At 67.3% G+C, this 17,169-nt stretch carries 16 protein-coding genes and 1 pseudogene; 9 read left to right on the top strand and 8 right to left on the bottom strand.

Annotated features, from left to right (window positions below; genetic code table 11):
• Positions 1–231: 231 nt before the first annotated feature.
• The 3 genes from ACQEXA_RS26130 to ACQEXA_RS26120 all read right to left on the bottom strand — a co-directional run bounded on the left by ACQEXA_RS26130 (position 232) and on the right by ACQEXA_RS26120 (position 3,057).
• Positions 232–756 carry a tyrosine-type recombinase/integrase gene (locus ACQEXA_RS26130; RefSeq protein WP_432930841.1) on the bottom strand — a complete coding sequence of 175 codons (525 nt, stop codon included), beginning with the start codon at positions 754–756 and terminating at the stop codon, positions 232–234.
• Positions 757–1,420: 664 nt separating this feature from the next.
• Positions 1,421–2,080 (bottom strand): hypothetical protein, encoded by a 660-nt coding sequence (locus tag ACQEXA_RS26125; protein ID WP_432930843.1) that lies wholly within the window; start codon positions 2,078–2,080, stop codon positions 1,421–1,423.
• A gap of 338 nt (positions 2,081–2,418) precedes the next feature.
• Complete coding sequence (locus ACQEXA_RS26120) at positions 2,419–3,057, bottom strand: TetR/AcrR family transcriptional regulator (protein WP_432930845.1); 639 nt, start codon at positions 3,055–3,057, stop codon at positions 2,419–2,421.
• Between the two features lie 135 nt (positions 3,058–3,192).
• Between ACQEXA_RS26120 and ACQEXA_RS26115 the strand changes: the two genes are divergently transcribed.
• From ACQEXA_RS26115 to ACQEXA_RS26105, 3 genes are all read left to right on the top strand, one after another.
• Positions 3,193–3,726 (top strand): carboxymuconolactone decarboxylase family protein, encoded by a 534-nt coding sequence (locus tag ACQEXA_RS26115; protein WP_433131158.1) that lies wholly within the window; start codon positions 3,193–3,195, stop codon positions 3,724–3,726.
• Positions 3,727–3,863: 137 nt separating this feature from the next.
• Positions 3,864–4,514: a nitroreductase family protein gene (locus tag ACQEXA_RS26110; protein ID WP_433131156.1), complete on the top strand. Its 651-nt coding sequence runs from the start codon at positions 3,864–3,866 to the stop codon at positions 4,512–4,514.
• Positions 4,515–4,637: 123 nt separating this feature from the next.
• The gene (locus ACQEXA_RS26105; RefSeq protein WP_432930847.1) at positions 4,638–5,033 is read left to right on the top strand and encodes an MmcQ/YjbR family DNA-binding protein; all 396 of its coding nucleotides are present in this window, start codon (positions 4,638–4,640) and stop codon (positions 5,031–5,033) included.
• Positions 5,034–5,086: 53 nt separating this feature from the next.
• On the opposite strand, the gene ACQEXA_RS26100 is transcribed toward ACQEXA_RS26105, so the two are convergent.
• Positions 5,087–5,656, bottom strand: a complete 570-nt coding sequence (locus tag ACQEXA_RS26100; RefSeq protein WP_432930849.1) for an IS630 family transposase — start codon at positions 5,654–5,656, stop codon at positions 5,087–5,089.
• A gap of 38 nt (positions 5,657–5,694) precedes the next feature.
• Here ACQEXA_RS26100 and ACQEXA_RS26095 point away from each other — a divergent pair.
• Together ACQEXA_RS26095 and ACQEXA_RS26090 are read left to right on the top strand one after the other, a co-directional pair.
• Positions 5,695–5,928: pseudogene (locus ACQEXA_RS26095) on the top strand (IS1096 element passenger TnpR family protein); the annotation flags it as partial.
• 140 nt (positions 5,929–6,068) lie between these two features.
• Positions 6,069–7,304, top strand: a complete 1,236-nt coding sequence (locus ACQEXA_RS26090) for an IS701 family transposase (RefSeq protein WP_433131154.1) — start codon at positions 6,069–6,071, stop codon at positions 7,302–7,304.
• A 305-nt stretch (positions 7,305–7,609) separates the two neighbouring features.
• On the opposite strand, the gene ACQEXA_RS26085 is transcribed toward ACQEXA_RS26090, so the two are convergent.
• Positions 7,610–7,819: a hypothetical protein gene (locus ACQEXA_RS26085; protein ID WP_432930851.1), complete on the bottom strand. Its 210-nt coding sequence runs from the start codon at positions 7,817–7,819 to the stop codon at positions 7,610–7,612.
• Between the two features lie 1,473 nt (positions 7,820–9,292).
• Here ACQEXA_RS26085 and ACQEXA_RS26080 point away from each other — a divergent pair.
• From ACQEXA_RS26080 to ACQEXA_RS26070, 3 genes are all read left to right on the top strand, one after another.
• Entirely contained in the window at positions 9,293–9,598 is a 306-nt protein-coding gene (locus ACQEXA_RS26080; RefSeq protein ID WP_432930853.1) for an ANTAR domain-containing protein, read from the top strand.
• 1,256 nt (positions 9,599–10,854) lie between these two features.
• A complete protein-coding gene (locus ACQEXA_RS26075) occupies positions 10,855–12,603 on the top strand; it encodes a sialidase family protein (protein WP_432930855.1) in 1,749 nt (582 codons plus the stop codon).
• Positions 12,604–13,107 carry a hypothetical protein gene (locus tag ACQEXA_RS26070; protein WP_432930857.1) on the top strand — a complete coding sequence of 168 codons (504 nt, stop codon included), beginning with the start codon at positions 12,604–12,606 and terminating at the stop codon, positions 13,105–13,107.
• A gap of 487 nt (positions 13,108–13,594) precedes the next feature.
• Here ACQEXA_RS26070 and ACQEXA_RS26065 read toward each other — a convergent pair whose 3' ends face one another.
• From ACQEXA_RS26065 to ACQEXA_RS26055, 3 genes are all read right to left on the bottom strand, one after another.
• Positions 13,595–14,308: an LPXTG cell wall anchor domain-containing protein gene (locus ACQEXA_RS26065; protein ID WP_432930859.1), complete on the bottom strand. Its 714-nt coding sequence runs from the start codon at positions 14,306–14,308 to the stop codon at positions 13,595–13,597.
• A 217-nt stretch (positions 14,309–14,525) separates the two neighbouring features.
• Positions 14,526–14,834, bottom strand: coding sequence for a hypothetical protein (locus tag ACQEXA_RS26060; RefSeq protein WP_432930860.1), 309 nt, complete (start codon positions 14,832–14,834; stop codon positions 14,526–14,528).
• A gap of 319 nt (positions 14,835–15,153) precedes the next feature.
• Positions 15,154–15,309, bottom strand: a complete 156-nt coding sequence (locus tag ACQEXA_RS26055) for a hypothetical protein (RefSeq protein WP_359410450.1) — start codon at positions 15,307–15,309, stop codon at positions 15,154–15,156.
• A gap of 730 nt (positions 15,310–16,039) precedes the next feature.
• On the opposite strand from ACQEXA_RS26055, the gene ACQEXA_RS26050 reads away from it, so the two are divergent.
• Positions 16,040–16,942 carry a YceI family protein gene (locus tag ACQEXA_RS26050; protein WP_432930863.1) on the top strand — a complete coding sequence of 301 codons (903 nt, stop codon included), beginning with the start codon at positions 16,040–16,042 and terminating at the stop codon, positions 16,940–16,942.
• Positions 16,943–17,169 lie beyond the last annotated feature (227 nt).

Here is a 17,169-nt window from a genome sequence, read left to right as displayed (position 1 = left end):
ACGGGCAGGGAAGCATAGGGGAACGTTCTTGCGAGCTCGTAATGCGTAGGTCTCGGGTTCGAATCCCGAAAGCGGCTCATCCACAAAGGCCCAGGTCACCTACTCTGACCTGGGCCTTTACTGTTTCCTTGATCGGCTCGTGGTCTAGCCCACTGCCCTGTGAGACCCGGAAAGCGGCCCGATGGGGCCAAGATGGGGCCCGCGCGGGACCCAGTGGGGCCCCGCGGCCTGTCAGGCCACCCGCCTGCGCTGCCTCTTCGCCCTCTTCACGGCCGCCTTCCCTGGCTGCGCGGGCTGCACCTGGTAGCCGTCGGTCGTTTCCACCGCGGCGTGCCCGAGCTGCGCCGCTTCCGCCTGCTCGGCCTTCCGGTAGGCGGTGATGAGGTCCAGGGACGCCGACGCGGTCTGGGCGTGCATCTCGGGCAGCACCGTCTGGTAGGTGTCGGTCGTCATCCGCATCGACGCGTGCCCGAGCATCGCCTGCACGGCCTTCGGGGCGACGCCAGCGGCCAGCGCCAGGCTTGCCGCCTCGTGGCGGCCGTCGTGGAGCCGGATCGGCGGCAGCCCGGACAGTTCCACCAGCCGGTCCCAGCGGTCGGTGAAGAACTGCGGGTGGTAGGCCGCACCGTCGTCCCTGGTGAAGACCCGGTTGCCGGACTGTGCGGGCACGCCGGCCGACGCCCACTCCTCGCGTTCGGCGGCCTGCTTCTTGCGCCACGCCTTCAGCAGCATCACCGAGTCCCCACCGACCACCACGGCCACACGATCCGCAACGTCCGGCACGTCTTCACTACCCCCCCGGGCAGTCCTGGTGGTCCCTGCCCGTCCGCCCCGGCGAGCGCGCCTACGAGTTCGACCCCGCCACCAGCGAGCCCGCCGCCGGCAGCGGACGCCCCTACCCGCACCCCGTCCTGCCGCACGAGATCGCCGCGCTGGAGGAGGAACGCTGCGGCCCCTACCGCGACGCCTTCGGCCTGTGCTCGGGCTGCGGCCTCCGAGGCCGCGTCGAGCGCCGCTGCGCCTCCGACGACCCCGACCGCTCCCGCGAGTCCTTGCGCGCCCCGTACGCCCAGCCCAGGAAGCGGGTGCCCTGCCCGCACAAGTGCGGCTACGTCGGCCAGCCCGAGATCCGCCCGAGCATCCTGTACGGACTCATCCCGCCTAAGGCGATGATTTACCCGAACGAGTGAAGACCGGTTTGCGACTCCTCATCAGTCCTCATTCGGCGCCTCCCAGCGGTCGTACTCCGGTCCCGGGCAGACAGAGCGGGGTACCTCTATGACCTTCGTCAAGCGAGGCGAGTGTGTGCACCGGGCCTCTTGGTCTTGCGGCACGGATCTCCTTGTGTGCGTTTCCGAACGCGGGCGGGGCCGCAGTTTCCCGCGGCCCCGCCTTGAATGCGACGTGGGTCAGGAGGTGGTCATCGAGCCGTCGTCGTGGTGCCGGTGGCCCATAGGGCACCGCCCTTGCCGGTGCCGCCGGTGCTCTTGTAGACGACCAGGTTGCCGTCGTTCTGCATCACTGCGTATGCGCCGGAGTTGTGGGAGGTGCCGCTGGACCACAGGGCGCCGCCCTTGCCGGTGCCGCCGCCGCTCTTGTAGACGACGAAGTTGCCGTCCGTCTGCATCACCGCGTATGCGCCCGGGTGGCCGGAGCTCCGGCTTGACCAGATGGCGGCGCCGTCGCGTCGGCGGTACATCACCAGGTTGCCGTCCGTCTGCATGACCAGGCGGGTGTAGGTGCCTTGCGTCCACCAGCCGGGCTTGAGGGTGGTGCCGGAGCGGATGGTCTGCGGCCGGGCGTAGGTGCCGCTTGACCACAGGGGTGCGGTGCTCGCGTTCGCGTAGACGACGACGTTGCCGTCGTCCTGCACGGTGGCGTACGCGCCCGGGTTGTCGTAGGTGCCGGTCGACCACAGGGCGCCGCCCGTGTCGGGGCCGCCGCCGCTCTTGTAGACGACGAGGTTGTCGTCCGTCTGCATCACCGCGTACGCACCGGGGTTGCCACGTGTCCGGCTCGACCAGATCGCCTGGCCGGTGCCCTTGCCGGTCTTCAGGTACGCCACGAGGTTGCCGTCCATCTCCAGCCCGGCGAGACCTGATCAGGGCCCCGCCGGGGGGCGCTCCGGGGGGAGAGACCTGGATGATCAGTCCAGGACCCGGGCGCGGCCGACCAAGCCGGAGAGGAAGGTCGACCACGCCATGATGGCAGCGGACAGCGCGCTGCGTAAGTCCGCGCGCGAGGGGGTCGGGGACGGGCGGGTCCTCTACTTGGCAACGGAGCTGGGCCACCTGCGCGGCCCTCTCGTTCAGCATTGGCAACACCAGTGCCGGTGCTTCCCGGATCCTGACGGCAGAGGATGACGGCAACCAAGTCGTACACACAAGGACCTTGGGAGGCCCGGGCTTCGTATCAGGTTCACACGACGTCGTCTGACGTTGTGTACGCGCGAAGATGCTCGACCGCGGCATACAGCGCGTCACGCAATGGCGCTACGTCGCGGGCGATCTGCGCGAGCAGGCTGCCTCCCTGGTAGGCGGCGATCAGCATGTGTGCGAGTCGCGCCGGATCCGCCGACGCGTCGAGTCGTCCGTCATATTGCATCCGCTCGAGTCCCGCTCGGAAGATGTCCCGCCATTCGGCGAAGACACGGGTGAGGTCGTCGCGGACATCCAGATCGGTCTTGACGATCTCGCTCGCGAGGGATCCGAGGCTGCAGCCGTTCTCGAACGGGCGACCGGAGACGACGAAGAAGTCCGCCCACTCCTGGTACGCCTCGATCGTGTCGAAGCCGGCGAACCGTTCGCTTCGGTGGAAGCCGAGCACGCTCTCGGCCTGCCAGTCGATGACGGCGCGCACCAGGCTCTCCTTGTTCGCGAAGTAGTGGCTCAGCTGCGAGCCGCTGACCCCCGCTGCTCTTCGTACCAGCTCGTTGTTCGTCGCGTGGACCCCCCGCGTGTAGATCAAGTCCGCGGCGTGCTCGAGGATGCGACCTCGCGTCGCCAGCCCCTTGCCCGTGCGCCCGCGAAGATCACGCGATCCATCGTTCATCTGCATGTCACCACCCTATCCCGCAGATTGGGCTCAGCGGCCCAATATGAACGCGGATTGGGCTTGACAGCCCATTCCGCGTCGCGTTCACTGTGAGTGGGCCAAGCAGCCCAGACTGATACCGACCCGAGGACCGCCACCATGTCTCGTCTCAGCACGCCCGAGCTCACCGACATCGACGCCAAGACGCAGGGCACGCTCGACGCCATCGCCAAGCAGTTCGGCTTCGCTCCGGGCATGTTCACCACGCTCGCCGCCAACCCGGCCGTCCTCGAGATCGTGATGGGCCTGCAGGGCAGCATCGCGAAGCTCCTCGACGCGAAGACCCGCCACACGATCGCGCTGGCCACGTCCCACTCCAACAACTGCGACTACTGCTCGGCGCTGCACGGACACATCTCCGCGAACCTCGGAGGCATGTCCACCGAGGAGATCGAGCTGGCCCGCACCGGCGCCTCCACCGATCCCAAGCGTGCCGCCGTCGCTCGCTTCTCCCAGCAGGTGATCGAGACCCGCGGTCAGGTGCGCGACGAGGACATCGCCGCGGTCCGCGAGGCCGGCTACACGGACCCCGAGATCCAGGCGATCGTCACCGTCGTGGTCGTCACGCTGCTCACGAACTACCTCAACAACGTCAACGACACCGTCGTCGACATCCCCGGTGCGGGCGCGTAACCAGCGACGTCGAAACCGCGTCGACCGGCACGTAAGGCACCCCCATGACAGCGACGCTCACCACGTACTGACGTGACTCCAACGCCCAGAAACCACCTCCCGACCCGATCTCTCCGACAACGAAACGAAAACCAGGCATGGATCTCAATAACCTGATCACCAAGCACCTCACCCGCTACTTCGACCCGAACAAGAAGATCCCCGAGGAGACCTTCCAGCTCCTGCTGCGCTACCTGCGCACCTCGCCGACGACGATCAACATCCAGCCGAACCACTTCCATGTGCTGGAGTCGCAGGCCGGCAAGGACAAGCTTGCGGACGCTCTCGTCGGCCGCTTCGAGGACAACCAGGAGAAGGTGCGCAACGCCTCGCACGCGATCGTCTTCACGACCCGCAAGACGATTCCCGACGAGCACTTGCAGGAGATCTTCGCCAAGGAGCGCGCGGACCATCGCTTCGCGGACCCGGAGATCCAGAAGGGATGGGAGGCTGGAGCGTCCCACTTCGTGGAGATCCAGTCGAAGAACTATGACGGCGACGTGCTCCACTGGCTGGAGAAGAACACCTACCTCGTCGTCGGCGCGACCATGATGGCCGCCGCTTCTCTCGGAGTCGACGCCACCCCGTTCGAAGGGTTCGACCGCGCGGCGATCGACGAAGCGTTCGGCCTCACCGACACCGACTTCACCACAACGCTGATCATGGCGCTCGGATACCCGGACGAGACGCGCGTCTCTCACCAGCCGGTCTCGCGCTTCGACGCCGAGAAGATCTTCACCCACATATAACGAACTGAGCGGGCGCGCGATCGGCACGCCCGCTCAGTTCCGGGGGACTCGACTGTCCGGCGCCCGCACCTCTGCTCGACGGACGCCGGACAGTCGACCTCCACCGACCTCGAGGAGGCCAAGATGCACGCAGACAGGACAGTTCAGAACCGCGCGGCCGCGCGCGCCGCAGAGCTCCCGGGTTCAGAGCACACGCACCAGTTCACCGGCGACTGGGAGGTGTGGAAAGTCGGCGGCAAGGTGTTCATGCTGCAGACATCGATGCCTGGGGAGCCGGTCGTGATCCTCAAGGCCGATCCCTCAGATGCGGAGACGCTCCGCGCGTCGCACACGAGCATCTCTCGCGGCTACCACATGAATAAGAAGCACTGGATCACCGTCAGACCTGGTGCGGATATCGAGCAGGCGTTGGTGGACGACCTCGTGACCGAGTCGTACCTGCTCGTCGTCGCGGGCCTTCCCAGACAGAGCCGCCCGGTCGACCCCGACACTTTCAGCTTTCTGCCGTCCGCCGACTGACCGACGCGGCGCCAGACAAAAACAAAACCGGCTCTTCGCCGATCCGGTGGGGATCATGGCGTGAGTCCGCTGGCGGCTAGTGCAGCAGCGTATTGATCTTGCGAGGATCGTGCGGCTTTGAGTGGGGTTCCGTCGTAGGTCCAGCGGAACGGTCGGGCCTCATCGTCGTAGGCGAGAGTGAACTCGCGGATCTGGTCGATGAGGTCCTGGCGCGAGGTGAACTCACCGCGCCGCAGCAGTCGGCGGGCCAGGATCGAGAAGAAGATCTCGACTTGGTTGAGCCACGAGGCGTGTTTGGGTGTGTGGTGGACGGCGAACCTCGGGTGTGCTGCCAGCCAGGCCCGGGTCGCCTTCGAGACATGGGACGACCCGTTGTCAAGGACCAGGTGGATCGTGAGCTTCGGGTCGATGGACTGGTCGAGCATCCGCAGGAAGCGGATGAAGGTGGACGAGTCGTTGCGGACGATGTCTTCGACCAGGACCTGACCGGTGTGCACGTCCAGGGCCGCGATGATGGAGGCGGTGCCGTGGCGTCGGTACTCGAACTCGCGCTGCTCGATCTGGCCGGGCTTCACCGGGCGGGTCGGATGGCGGCGCTTCGGCGACGACTGGGAACACGACATCCTCATCGAGGACGTCACCGCCCCGGAGGCCGGGCACCGCCTACTCCCGATGCCTCACCGGCCGCCGAGCCTGCCCGCCCGAGGACTGCGGCGGCATCTGGGGATACGACTACCTTGTCGAGATTCTCGCCGACTTCCGCCACGAAGAACACAAAGACCGCCTGGAATGGCTGGGCCTCGACTCTGCCGACCAGTTCGACCCCGCAGCCTTCGACGCAGCCCAGGTCAACTCCGCGCTATCCCCTCTCGCGACCGTGCTCATCAAGAACTGACGCCTCACCGCCCGACGTCAGCAGCCCCGTCGCCGCTGACGGCGGGCACCTACCCCCGCAAGATCAATGCGGCGCTGCACTAGTAGGGCTTGGTTATCTTGGGGGAAGGAGGGCGTGTTGGCCTCGCGGAGGTGAGGGCCATGGCTCCGCAGGAGCTCGTGGAGGCCCAGGACCGGTTGGCGGCGTTCGCGGCCGAGGTGTTCGCCCCGTTGGGACGGTCCGACCAGCGGCGGTGGGGCGAGCGGTATGTGCGCGGGCTGCTCGGTGCGGGCCGCCGCAAGTCGATGGAGCCGATGGCGGCCCGGCTGGGGGTGGACCGGCAGGGCCTGCAGCAGTTCCTGGCCGACGCCCCGTGGTCCCATCAGATGGTGCTGGCCGAGCTGGCCTGGCGCATGGAGCCGGTCATCCGCCCGGCCGCCTGGGTGATCGACGATGTGTCCTTTCCCAAGGACGGCCACGCCTCGCCCGGCGTGGCCGCGCAGTACTGCGGGGCGCTGGGCAAGACCGCCAACTGCCAGGTCGCCCCGAGCGTGCACCTGGTCACCGACGCGGCCTCCTGTCCGGTGAACTGGCGGCTGTTCCTGCCCGAGCAGTGGGACGTGACCGCCGCGTCCGCCGAGGACGCCGACCAGGTGGCCAAGCGCCGCCGCCGGGCCCACATCCCCGACGAGGTCTGGCATGTCGCCAAGTGGCAGCTGGCCGTCGACATGGTCGACGAGCTGCGGTGCTGGGGGCTGGACCCGCCGCTGATCGTGGCCGACGAGGGCTACGGTCAAGACGGTGCCTTCCGGCTGGCGTTGGAAGAGCGCGGCATCGACTACGTGGTCGGGGTGCGTTCGGACACTGCGGTGCTGCCCGAGACCGCCACGCGTACCGCTCCGGCCTGGTCGGGCACCGGCCGGCCCCCGGTGCCCCGCTACCGGCAGGCACCCACCTCGGTGCGCACGCTGGTGCAGGACGCCGGGCACGGCGCCCTGCACCGGGTGACCTGGCGGCAGGGCTCCAAGGGCCCGTTGCGCTCGCGGTTCGCCGCACTGCGGGTGCGCCCCGCCGGAGTGCGGCTGCGCCGGGCGCACCCCGGCGAGGACCTGCCGGTGTGCTGGCTGCTGGCCGAGTGGCCCGCCGGCGAGAAGGAGCCGACCAAGTACTGGCTCTCCACGCTGCCCGCGGACACCCCCCTGCGGCACCTGGTGCGCTCGGCGAAGCTCCGCTGGCGGGTCGAGCACGACTACCGCGAGCTGAAGACCGCCTTGGGGCTGGGTCACTTCGAGGGCCGCACCTGGAACGGCTTCCACCGGCACCTCACCCTGGCCTCGGTCGCCCAGGCGTTTTGCACCCTGGAGCGACTGTCCCCGAAAGCGGCGGCCACGGCCTGACGACCTACCAGGTCGTGGCCGGACTGCAGGTCCTGCTGGCCTGCTGGGCCGGGCGCTGCCCGCTGTGCCGGACGCCGCTGCCCCCACCCAGACACACCAAGCCCATCCCAACCTAACCAAGCCCTACTAGGAGCAACGCGGCAACCCGTATGTAGCTAAGGATGAACTCCTAATGCGGTGCTCACTACGGGTGTCTTCCCTCGACGCATGAGCGCCCTCCCGAAGCCCTTGCAGAGCCGCGAAAGGGCGCTCAAATGTGAGCCACGGCGACAACCGTCGACAGCTCAGCTGCGCGAGGCTACCGATCAGAAGGAGACGAAGACACCGGCCTGGTGGTACTGGCTGGCGGCTCCCACGACCTCGCTCTTGACTGCGTCAACCTGCGCCAGGACATCAGAGTCGCTGACTGTCATGGGTCCGGCGATGACGCTGGCGTGCGGGCTGAGGCCGCCGGAGACGTTGTCGAGCTCAGCGTCGGAGATTTCAACGGTCTGAACCTGAGGAGCGGAGTTCATAGTGAGACTGCCCTTCGTGTGAATGTTCTGCAAGGGGAGCGGCCCATGTGGGGACAAACCGCGAGCCGCGGCTGCAGGCGCGCTACGTCCAGTTTCGGGAACCGTCGTGGGACCCCGGCAGCGCAAAGGATGAAATCACGGAGCGTGCCGAGCATCCAGTTAAACCGCGCTTCTACCCGGCTGGTTAAGGGCGCGGTCTACACATCTGTGCAGGCACAGCCGTGATTTGAGGACAACATCTCTACAAGATGCCTGGGCCTGAAGTCGGTTGGCGACGCCGCAGTAGTTCCCAACTTGACGCTCCGCACCAACCGAGCGTCGTCTGGCGTGTTCGTGTGCAGATTCCGCAACCGCTGTGTTGCGGTTGGGGCATTCGATGTGCAGATTCACGGCGTGGGGGCGTTCGGGGACGCGCTGCATGACCTGTCCTATCGGCGCCAGCGAAGGTCACAGGCCCCAGGACGCCACGGGTCAAGGACCGTCCAGACCCCCGAAGTGATCAAGTGCAGCGCAGAGAGACCGCGTAGAACTCCGGCGCCCACGACGGACGCGCCAAGGTCTATTGCGTACTTCGTGGTCGATTTGTGACGCTGCCAAGTGCTCTTTTCGCAAAGGTGTTGATCTCGCAACCATCGGCCGTCACCTGTGACACTCCAGTCCCAGGCCGCGCTGGACGTAGTGACCCCGGGCGGGGTCAAGGCGCCTGCACTCCGGGGGGAGGTTCGCGGGCGCCAGCGTGCAGGGGCAGACTCGTTTCCCCCCGTGACGGGTGTGCCCCCTGCTCGCAAAACCAAAGCTGGCCTGGACGTCATACGAGCGGTTCCAGCACGGCACCGGTGACACCGCCCGGCGCCGAAAGCTGCTAGCTCTCAGCCCGGCAAGTGCACATTGTCCACCAAGATCAGGCACCTCTCTCGCGGAGATTGCGGAGGTCTACGAGTCAGCCGACGTGGAGCGCACGCTGCGCGAGAAGCTGCCCGAGTACTTCGGCGGCCGGACCGACCTTTAGCTGAACCGGGGGGAAGCGTTAACGCAGACCAGGAGTTCCGGCCGCGGCATTACATGCTGCTGCCGTCCTGTAGGGGCAGATGTCGAGCGGCACGGCCGCCACTACGGGCGATCCGAAGATCATGCAGGGTGCGGCGATAAACGTCGCGATCCTTGCAGACCCGTTTGCGCAGTACATCAAGCGCGAGGATTCACACCGCCGAGGCTCCGCTATCCGCACGCGTGGAGAGGACGACAGCCTTACGCTAGAGCCCCCTGTGCGGTCTCCACGGCGAGCAGGGGCATCCACATGCCGCACCGCAACCAGAGCCGAGATGGCGCCACCAGCTGGAGCGCATTGTGCGCGCCTGCGCCATCGGTGTGACGGTGAAGACAGTAGGCCCGCGGACCAAGCCGGGCTTACGTTGCGCAAGGCAGGGCAGCCCAGCCATGGAGTGCTGACCACCACCACACCACGGAGGCGACGTGGACACCCACGCCGACGAGCTCCCCGGCGCGGTACAGGAGCTCGACACTCCCGATCGGATCAGACGGTTGGAGACCCAGGTTGCTCAGCTTCAGCAGGCGGTGACCTCCCATGCAGTGATCGACCAGGCGATGGGCGTCATCGTGGCCGTGGGCCGGATGACCCCTGACGAGGCCTGGGACGCGCTCCGCAAGACTTCGATGTGTACGAACATCAAGCTGCGCCATGTGGCGGAGCTGGTCGTCGTTTGGGTCGAGACGGAGTCCTTGCGGCAGAGATTCGGGAGGAGCTCTCGGTGCGGCTGAAGCGCCGGATCCCCGGATGAGCTGCTGGGAGCGCCGTACGTGCCCTCGCTCGATCGTTATGGCCGGGCGGGGGCTTTCGTTTGTCCGCCGTTCCGGCTCGGCTCGGGGTTCAGCCCCGACCTCCACTCGGAGGTTGTTCACTCGCAGCCCTGCAGCACGGGCTCTGGTGGACTGCCCGGTGTCGTATGTCACGCGCGTCACGGGCGCGCCAGCCAGGACCTGGGCGACCACGCACGGTCGACGATCCCATCGTCGTTGATGGACAGTCGCGTGTGCCCGGCGGACAGTGCACAAGGCTTTCAACGTGTCAGGCTGGCCCTTTCGAGCAGGGGCAGACCCGTCACGGGGGGTACGAGCCTGCCCCTGCACGACGGCGCCCGCGAACCTCCCCCAAGAGGGACAGGCGCCTGAACCCCACCCGGGGTCGCTCTCTCCAGCGCCCCGTCCCAGTGGAGTGTCACGGGTGACGGCGGATCGGCGCGAGATCAACCTCCATGTGGACGCAGCCACTTGAACACGTCACAATCCCGCCGCACTTCCTCCGCCTGGTCTGCGCGCTCGGCACACTGCAGGGATTGCCCCGCCAGGACCACCCCACCGAACGTATCGGGACCGGGCACCCGCGTGCCGTGCCCGCAGTGGACGGGGCCGGGAATACGTCCCGCAGTGATCCAGGAACGCGCCCGGGCCCAACCCGACAACCTCAGTGAGGCCGCCGAGCGAGGCGTTGCCCAGCATCACCGCTGCCCTGCACGTCTTCGCCCTCGAACCACCCCAGTCCGAGCCGCAGCCCGCCCCGGCCGCTGAGCTGCCCGAATCACCATGGCCGACCGACACCGGCTCGCCGACCGCACCCGGGCCGGCACGCCACCGTCTATCGGCGGAGCAACTGTTCCGCGGCCTGTCCCATTTCTGGGTACGAAGCTGCGTTGCCGCTCAAAGCCAGCGGTTGATGAACTGGCAGGGGGCACGAGTTGGAGACAAGCATGCAACCGTACGCAGCTTCTTGATCGGGTTCGTGAGCCGCCGATCGAGGTCGGCCCCCGCGCGCTGTGGAAACCGTTTCGAAAAGAGTTCGGGTTCCTTGCGACGGACGCCGCCTACCTCTCCGTAGAGCAGACGAAGGCCTGACCAGTACCGCCACGCACCACCCGTCCTCGTCCGACTCACGAACTCACGAGGTATCTGTGGCTCTCTTCTCCGCACTACGTCTCCAGCGCAATCCTCGGTTGCGGGGGCGCATTACTGTCGGGTTGATGGCGCTCGTTGCCGGCGCCCTGCCGAATGTGTCGGCCGACGCCGCCGCTTCGCCCTCCGGATCGGTCAGCGACGCAGCGCCCACGACCATGTGGAGCGCCGGCCCCTTCGTCGTGCCCAACGTCTCGGGCACCTCTGGGACGGTGAGTTGCGGGAATCCGCAACTCTGCGACGACTACGCCCTGAAGGTGTCCGTGCCTGCGGGCTACGACGCTGGTCACAGCCTGCGCATCGACATCAAGTGGCCTGACAGCGCAGCTGACTTCGATGTCTACGTCCTCGACGCGAACGGCCGCGAGGTGGCTGCCTCGGCGTCCTCCAGCGACCCCGAGACCGTGCTGCTTCCGGCGCTGACGGCGTCGTACACCGTGCGCGTGGTGCCGTACGCACCGCTCGGCGACAGCTTCACCGGCACGGCGAGCCTGGTCGCCGACCCGGTCGATCCGCCGCCGAGCACAGCCGTCCCACCGACGTACGCCAACTCCTCAGCGCCCGACACCATCAAGGACGCGCACAATGCCGGTGAACCCTCGATCGGCGTGAACCGCGCGAGTGGCGCCGCGATGTTCCAGGCATACACCTCGACACTCAAGGTCACCTACGACAGCGCCGGCACCGCCGCTTGGCAGGACAAGAGCGCGAACGCGGCCAGCGGATGTCCCCAGGGCAGCACCACCAGCCTCGACCCCATCCTGTTCACCGACCCGGCCACCCACCGCACCTTCGAGTCGCAGCTCGCCGGCAAGACCGCTCTGACCTGCTACACCGACGACGACGGCGAGACATGGACGCCGACGAGCGGCTCCGGCATCAACTCCGGTGTGGACCACCAGACCATCGGCGGCGGCCCCTTCGCCCCGGGCGGACCTGGCGCCCTCACGTCCTACCCGAACGCCGTCTACTACTGCTCGCAGGACATCGCCGACGCCTCCTGCGCGGTCAGCCGGGACGGCGGTCTGACTTACGGGCCCGCCGTCCCGATGTACTCGCTCCTGGACTGCGGCGGTCTGCACGGGCACGTCAAGGTCGCGCCGGACGGCACGGCATATGTGCCTAACAAGGGCTGCGGCGGCAACCAGGCCGTGGCCGTCTCCGAGGACAACGGGCTGACGTGGACGGTCCGCAAGAACCCGTCCAGCACCCCCGGCGACTCCGACCCGAGCCTGGGGATCGGGGCCGGCGGGACCGTCTACATGGGCTACCAGAACAGCGACGGCACCGCGCGTATCGCCGTCAGCCACGACAAGGGCAAGACGTGGCTGTACGACCAGAACGTCGGCGCTGCCCTCGGCATCAAGAACATCGTCTTCCCGGCCGTGACCGCAGGCGACGACGACCGCGCCGCCTTCGCCTTCCTGGGCACCACCACGGGCGGCAACTACCAGGACACGGCCAACTTCAAGGGCGTCTGGCACCTGTACGTGTCCACCACCTACGACGGCGGCCAGTCCTGGGTCACCGTCGACGCCACCCCCACTGACCCGGTCCAGAAGGGCTCGATCTGCACCGGCGGCACCACCTGCGGCCAGGACCGCAATCTCCTGGACTTCAACGACGTCACCCTCGACGCCCAGGGCCGCGTGCTCGCCGCCTACGCCGACGGCTGCACCGGCGCCTGTGCCACCGGCGGCGCGCAGAACTACGACGCACTGGCCTCCATCGCCCGCCAAACCACCGGCAACACGCTGTACGGCGCGTATGACGCTGTGGTCCGCGGCGCACACAAGAAGCCCAAAGGAGGCCAGTAAGTGAAGTCTCTCCTCCCCGCTGCCGCATTGGTCGGCGCCCTCCTCAGCCTGGCGGCTGTCACCGGATGCTCGGCGACGACCAAGCACGCCGAACCCGAGAGACAGACGCGGTATGCGGCCGTGCAAGGAGAAGACCCGTCTGCCACGAAGGCCGCCGACACCGCGCCCCGCAGCTGTCCCACCGCCGCCTCACTGCCGCTTCCCAAGGACTTCCCGGCGACCCTGCCGGTGCCCGACGGCGCGGTCGTCACCTCGGTGCAGCATCGCACCAGTAACCGGCTCGTCGTTGCCACATTCGTAAGGGGCAGCTTCGACTCCGCGCTGGCCTTCCTGCACAAGCAGCTCCCCAAGGCTGGATACGCCCCGAAGGAGGGCGAAGTGGAAGAGGACGACGCCGAGTCGAACTTCTCCTCCGCGACCGTCAACGGCCGTTGGACCCTGCAAAAGATGCCTGCTTGCGAGGGAGGGGTCTACCTGACGTACCTGACGTCCGCCGTCTCCTGAGTTTGGTCAGACCGACGCCGCTTGTTGACCAGGTGGAACTGCGAGTGGCCACCTGCACGCGGGCTGCGGAGGACGACGGTGAAGCGCTGATGCAGCGTGCCGTCGACCATGACGGCGCCGACGACAGCGCTGAATCGTACGACGAGGTCACCGACCCGTGCACGGGCACCGTCCGGCTAGGCGCCCGGCTATGCGATACGTGCGTCTTCCGCCCGGGCAACCTCATGGACCTGCAGCCCGGCCGGGTCGCAAACATGGTCACCACCCGGGCGCGGTGTGCCACGCAACCCTGGGAACCGACGCCCCGGCGATCTGCCGGGGCGTCGCCGACAGCCCCGATCGGGGCCACAGCCTTGCCCTCCGCCTGGCCCGCGCGCTCGGCACACTGTGGTCAGCGTCTCGCCGCCTCAGCCCCGATCCGCATACGACGGTGCCCCCGTACCCGTCACCAGGACGAGCACGGGGGCACCGTCATGCCCGGCGGACGTCAGCCCCGGGATGCCTTGCGGCGCCGCAGCACCAGGTAGCCGCCCGCGGCCACCAGCGCCGCCGCGGTGCCCGACAGCAGGCCCACCGGGGCGCTGCTGCCGGTCTCGGCCAGATTGCCGCTGCCGCCCTGCGCGGACGGGGATGCGGCGGCCGACGGGGCGGCCCCGCCCTCGCCGGACGACGCACTCGGCGCGGCGGTCGCACCGGCCGAGCCCGAAGGCGAGGGCGACGCCGACGAGGAGGGCGCCGACGACGAGGGCGACGTGGAGGCGGACGGCGTCGTACCGCCGCCACCGCCCTGTGAATCCTTGCAGTCGGTCCAGAACACCTTGTGCTTGGCGGCGCCCTTCTCGCCGTCGAAGTTCCAGAACAGTTTGTAGTGCCCGTCGGGAAGCGACAGGTCCGCCGTACGGCCGTGACCCTGGCCGTCCAGGGTGATGGCCCCGGCCTTGACGGTCTCGCCCTTGGTGGCGGCGGTCGGGGCCCAGGCCTCGATGTGCCAGTCGACCTTCTGGACCGCGTCGAAGCCGAAGGCGTCGAGGTAGAAGGTGCAGACGTGGGGCTCGTTGCGGCGCAGCTCCTCGCCTGTTTTGGCGTCGTGGATCTTCACTGTGCCGTTGTCACCGGGAGCGGTGGCGTGCGCGGCCGGCGCAAGGAGCAGCACGGCCGAGACGCCGGCGGTCAGCGCGCCGGCGCGGATGTGGGTACGCATGGGGCAGGTCCATCTTCGAGATGAGAACGGGAAGACGTGGAGGGGGCGGCTCAGCTTTTAGCCAGACTTGACGATAGGTCAAGCACGGACAGACAACGAACGGACCTATCACCGACGTGGGAGCCATCCCCGGGACCCCGCAGGCGTCCCGCCGGGTGTGGAGGTGCCATCTCAGCGCCCCTCTCGCTTAACTGGGCATGCCGGCGGCTATGCCCGTCTAGCCGGCATCGCCGTCTTTCACCAGGACGATGATGTCGCCGTTGGGCCTGCCCATGACCGGGTATCCCAGGGAGGTCATCAAACAGGAGACGGCAGCCTGCACCGCAACCCGCATACTGTCCCGGCAAGCACCGCCAGGTTGGTCAGCAGCCAGCGCGGCGAATCCGTCAGACGTCGCCCAGGCGACCAGCACGCCGGCAGGGGTCTCGCTGACCTGGAGACCGGTCATCCGGCGATCTATTCCGCCGACCACCTGAAATCCCGCCTGGTTCAGGGCATGCCGGATCCGCGCGACAAGCTCATCCACCTCACATGACACATTCCTCGCTTGCCCGCCGTCGGGCCCTCCATGCCCATTTGTGCGGGGGGCTTCGTGGGCGATCTGTAAGGCTCGCGAGGTCAGCACCACCCAGATGTGTTGATCTCATGGCTACGGGCGATCACTCGTGACACTTGAAACCCGCGCGGCGCTGGAGAAAGTGACCCCCGGTGGTGGGTCGGGCCGCCTGCCCTCCAGGGGAGGTGCGCGGGCGGCATCGTGCAGGGGTAGGGCCGTTTCCCCCCGTGACGGGTCTGCCCCTGCACGTGTCTTCCGGAGAACGGGGCAACTTACCAAGCCGTGCCGATCAAGTGCTGAAGGTGCCGGGCCTGCCGACGAGGTCGACCGCCTCATCGGTCCCGTCGCTTCCCCCGGCCTCGGCCGTACCGACCGCTCCGCTCTCCTTCCCCGCCCCGACGCCTTCTCGCACGCCCTCGCCGAAGCTGCCGTAGCGCCCGTACACGCGTCCGCAAAAAATTCTTCGCCTGGCGCGACGGACGTCCCTCCCGTAGAGAAGACGTCGGAGCTGCTCCACGGGCGAAGGGCGGAACCGGATGGTTGTGGAGATCTGTGTGGAAGGGCTGACCAAGTCGTCGCCCCGGGCTTGAACGCCCTCCCATAGCAACCTGCCTGTGCTGACAGTGCCACCGCTCTGACCGCAGACGGCCACGCTTGAGCCACGTAAGCCACCCAGCGATACCGATGTGGTCACCCGCCGGGCAGTTCGGCCTACCGCGCGGCTGCCAGCATCCTTCGTGCACCCTCCCGGACGATCTCGTCGATCAGGGCGGAGCCGTGAGCGGTGGTGCCGTCGTCGTTCACAACGCTGAGCACGGACGTGCCTTCCTGGCCGGTGCTGCGAACACCGGTCTTGCTCGGTGACCTATCGATCAATTACCCAGGAAGGTACGTCCTCCCCGAGCCGATCCACAGGTCTTGAGAATGGCTCCCAAGGAGTCGAACTCCCTATCTGCACACGTGACTTCAACCCCACACTTCAGCAGGTTGGATGACACGCGAGGTTAAACGCCAAGCTTAGTGATGGTGAGGCACTCAACGGTCAATGACCGGGGCCTAAGGCGGAATTGTGGAGGTAGTGCGCCGATGAGTTCACTGTACACCCACCCTTCCCATTGATTGAACATGAAACGATAGAGCCTTTCCAAACCCTCCGCTCAAAAAGGACGACCGTCATGCTCTTCTCGCTCCGCCGGAAGCATAGGGACACGACTTCGACAGCCCTACTCCCAACGCTTCCTCAGGGTGCTGGAGTTCTCAGTTGCGAGGTCGTGGACCCGGTAGGGCTGCCGCTGCACCGTGCGACAGTCACAGTGACCAACGGCGCCACGCACTCCATGGTGGTCACCTCCCTCACCGACCCCTACGGGCGGTTTGTCACTATGCTGCCGCCTGGCGAATACACAGTCCTGGTGACTGCTGACAGCCTGGAGCCCGTCCGCAGGTCCGCCACGGTATCCGCCGGATCACTTCGCGACTTGGGGCAGATCCAACTGCGCCCCTCCCCCATTAAAGAGCTTCCCATACCTGGCAGTTGGGTATTCGACCCGCCGCACACCGCCATCCGCTTTATCGCGCAGCACGTGGGCATGGCGCACGTACACGGCCGCTTCACCCGGTTCGACGGTGACATCAAGATTGGCGAGCGGATGGAGGACTCGTACGTCGAGGTCTCCATCGAGACAGCCAGCATCACCACCGGCAACAAAACCCGCGACAGCCATCTGTGTTCGCCCGACTTTCTCGACGTGCGCAGTTACCCCTACATCCATTTCGCCAGCGAGGCCTTCGTGCACCGGCACGGCGCCCAGTGGACCGTACAGGGCGTACTCACCATGCACGGTGTCAGTCGTTCCGTACAGCTGGATACCACCTACCTGGGCATGGTCAACGGAGGCTACGAACAGGAGTTGCGCTGCGCTGCGCTGGCCACTGCCGAGTTGCACCGAGAGGACTTCACTCTCAACTGGCGCTCGATGCTGGCTCGTGGCATCGCTGTGGTAGGACCGCGGATCAAGTTGGAACTGGATCTCCAGGCAATGTTCCAGGGTCCGGATACTCCGACGCCGCCACAGTAGCGCCCCATGATTCTCGAGGAGCCGGACTCATACATCCGAGCCCCGGGTTCATGACCCCGGATCGTTGTCGCCTTCATCGACAGCTACGTGATCGGCTCCGGAAGGGGCTCCCGTCCCCGAACCGCCCCTCACGCTGCCCGGCGGCGGTGTGCTACCCGACGCGGGGCCGCTGACCACCGGCAACGGCTGGAACGCAATGGGCGTCTCCCCCTCCACAACTGCCGCTA

This window comes from Streptomyces sp. CA-106110, assembly GCF_050936285.1.
Classification (GTDB): Bacteria; Actinomycetota; Actinomycetes; order Streptomycetales; family Streptomycetaceae; genus Streptomyces.
The sequence above is the reverse complement of the archived record's forward strand: the minus strand, read 5'-3'. Positions and strand labels throughout refer to the sequence as shown.

Coding starts and splice junctions, on each gene's coding strand:
- ACQEXA_RS26100 (WP_432930849.1), bottom strand. CDS start 5,656: ATGTCGTGTTCCCAGTCGTCGCCGAAGCGCCGCCATCCGACCCGCCCG.
- ACQEXA_RS26090 (WP_433131154.1), top strand. CDS start 6,069: ATGGCTCCGCAGGAGCTCGTGGAGGCCCAGGACCGGTTGGCGGCGTTC.
- ACQEXA_RS26050 (WP_432930863.1), top strand. CDS start 16,040: ATGCTCTTCTCGCTCCGCCGGAAGCATAGGGACACGACTTCGACAGCC.
- ACQEXA_RS26065 (WP_432930859.1), bottom strand. CDS start 14,308: ATGCGTACCCACATCCGCGCCGGCGCGCTGACCGCCGGCGTCTCGGCC.
- ACQEXA_RS26110 (WP_433131156.1), top strand. CDS start 3,864: ATGGATCTCAATAACCTGATCACCAAGCACCTCACCCGCTACTTCGAC.
- ACQEXA_RS26115 (WP_433131158.1), top strand. CDS start 3,193: ATGTCTCGTCTCAGCACGCCCGAGCTCACCGACATCGACGCCAAGACG.
- ACQEXA_RS26125 (WP_432930843.1), bottom strand. CDS start 2,080: ATGGACGGCAACCTCGTGGCGTACCTGAAGACCGGCAAGGGCACCGGC.
- ACQEXA_RS26120 (WP_432930845.1), bottom strand. CDS start 3,057: ATGCAGATGAACGATGGATCGCGTGATCTTCGCGGGCGCACGGGCAAG.
- ACQEXA_RS26085 (WP_432930851.1), bottom strand. CDS start 7,819: ATGAACTCCGCTCCTCAGGTTCAGACCGTTGAAATCTCCGACGCTGAG.
- ACQEXA_RS26105 (WP_432930847.1), top strand. CDS start 4,638: ATGCACGCAGACAGGACAGTTCAGAACCGCGCGGCCGCGCGCGCCGCA.
- ACQEXA_RS26075 (WP_432930855.1), top strand. CDS start 10,855: ATGGCGCTCGTTGCCGGCGCCCTGCCGAATGTGTCGGCCGACGCCGCC.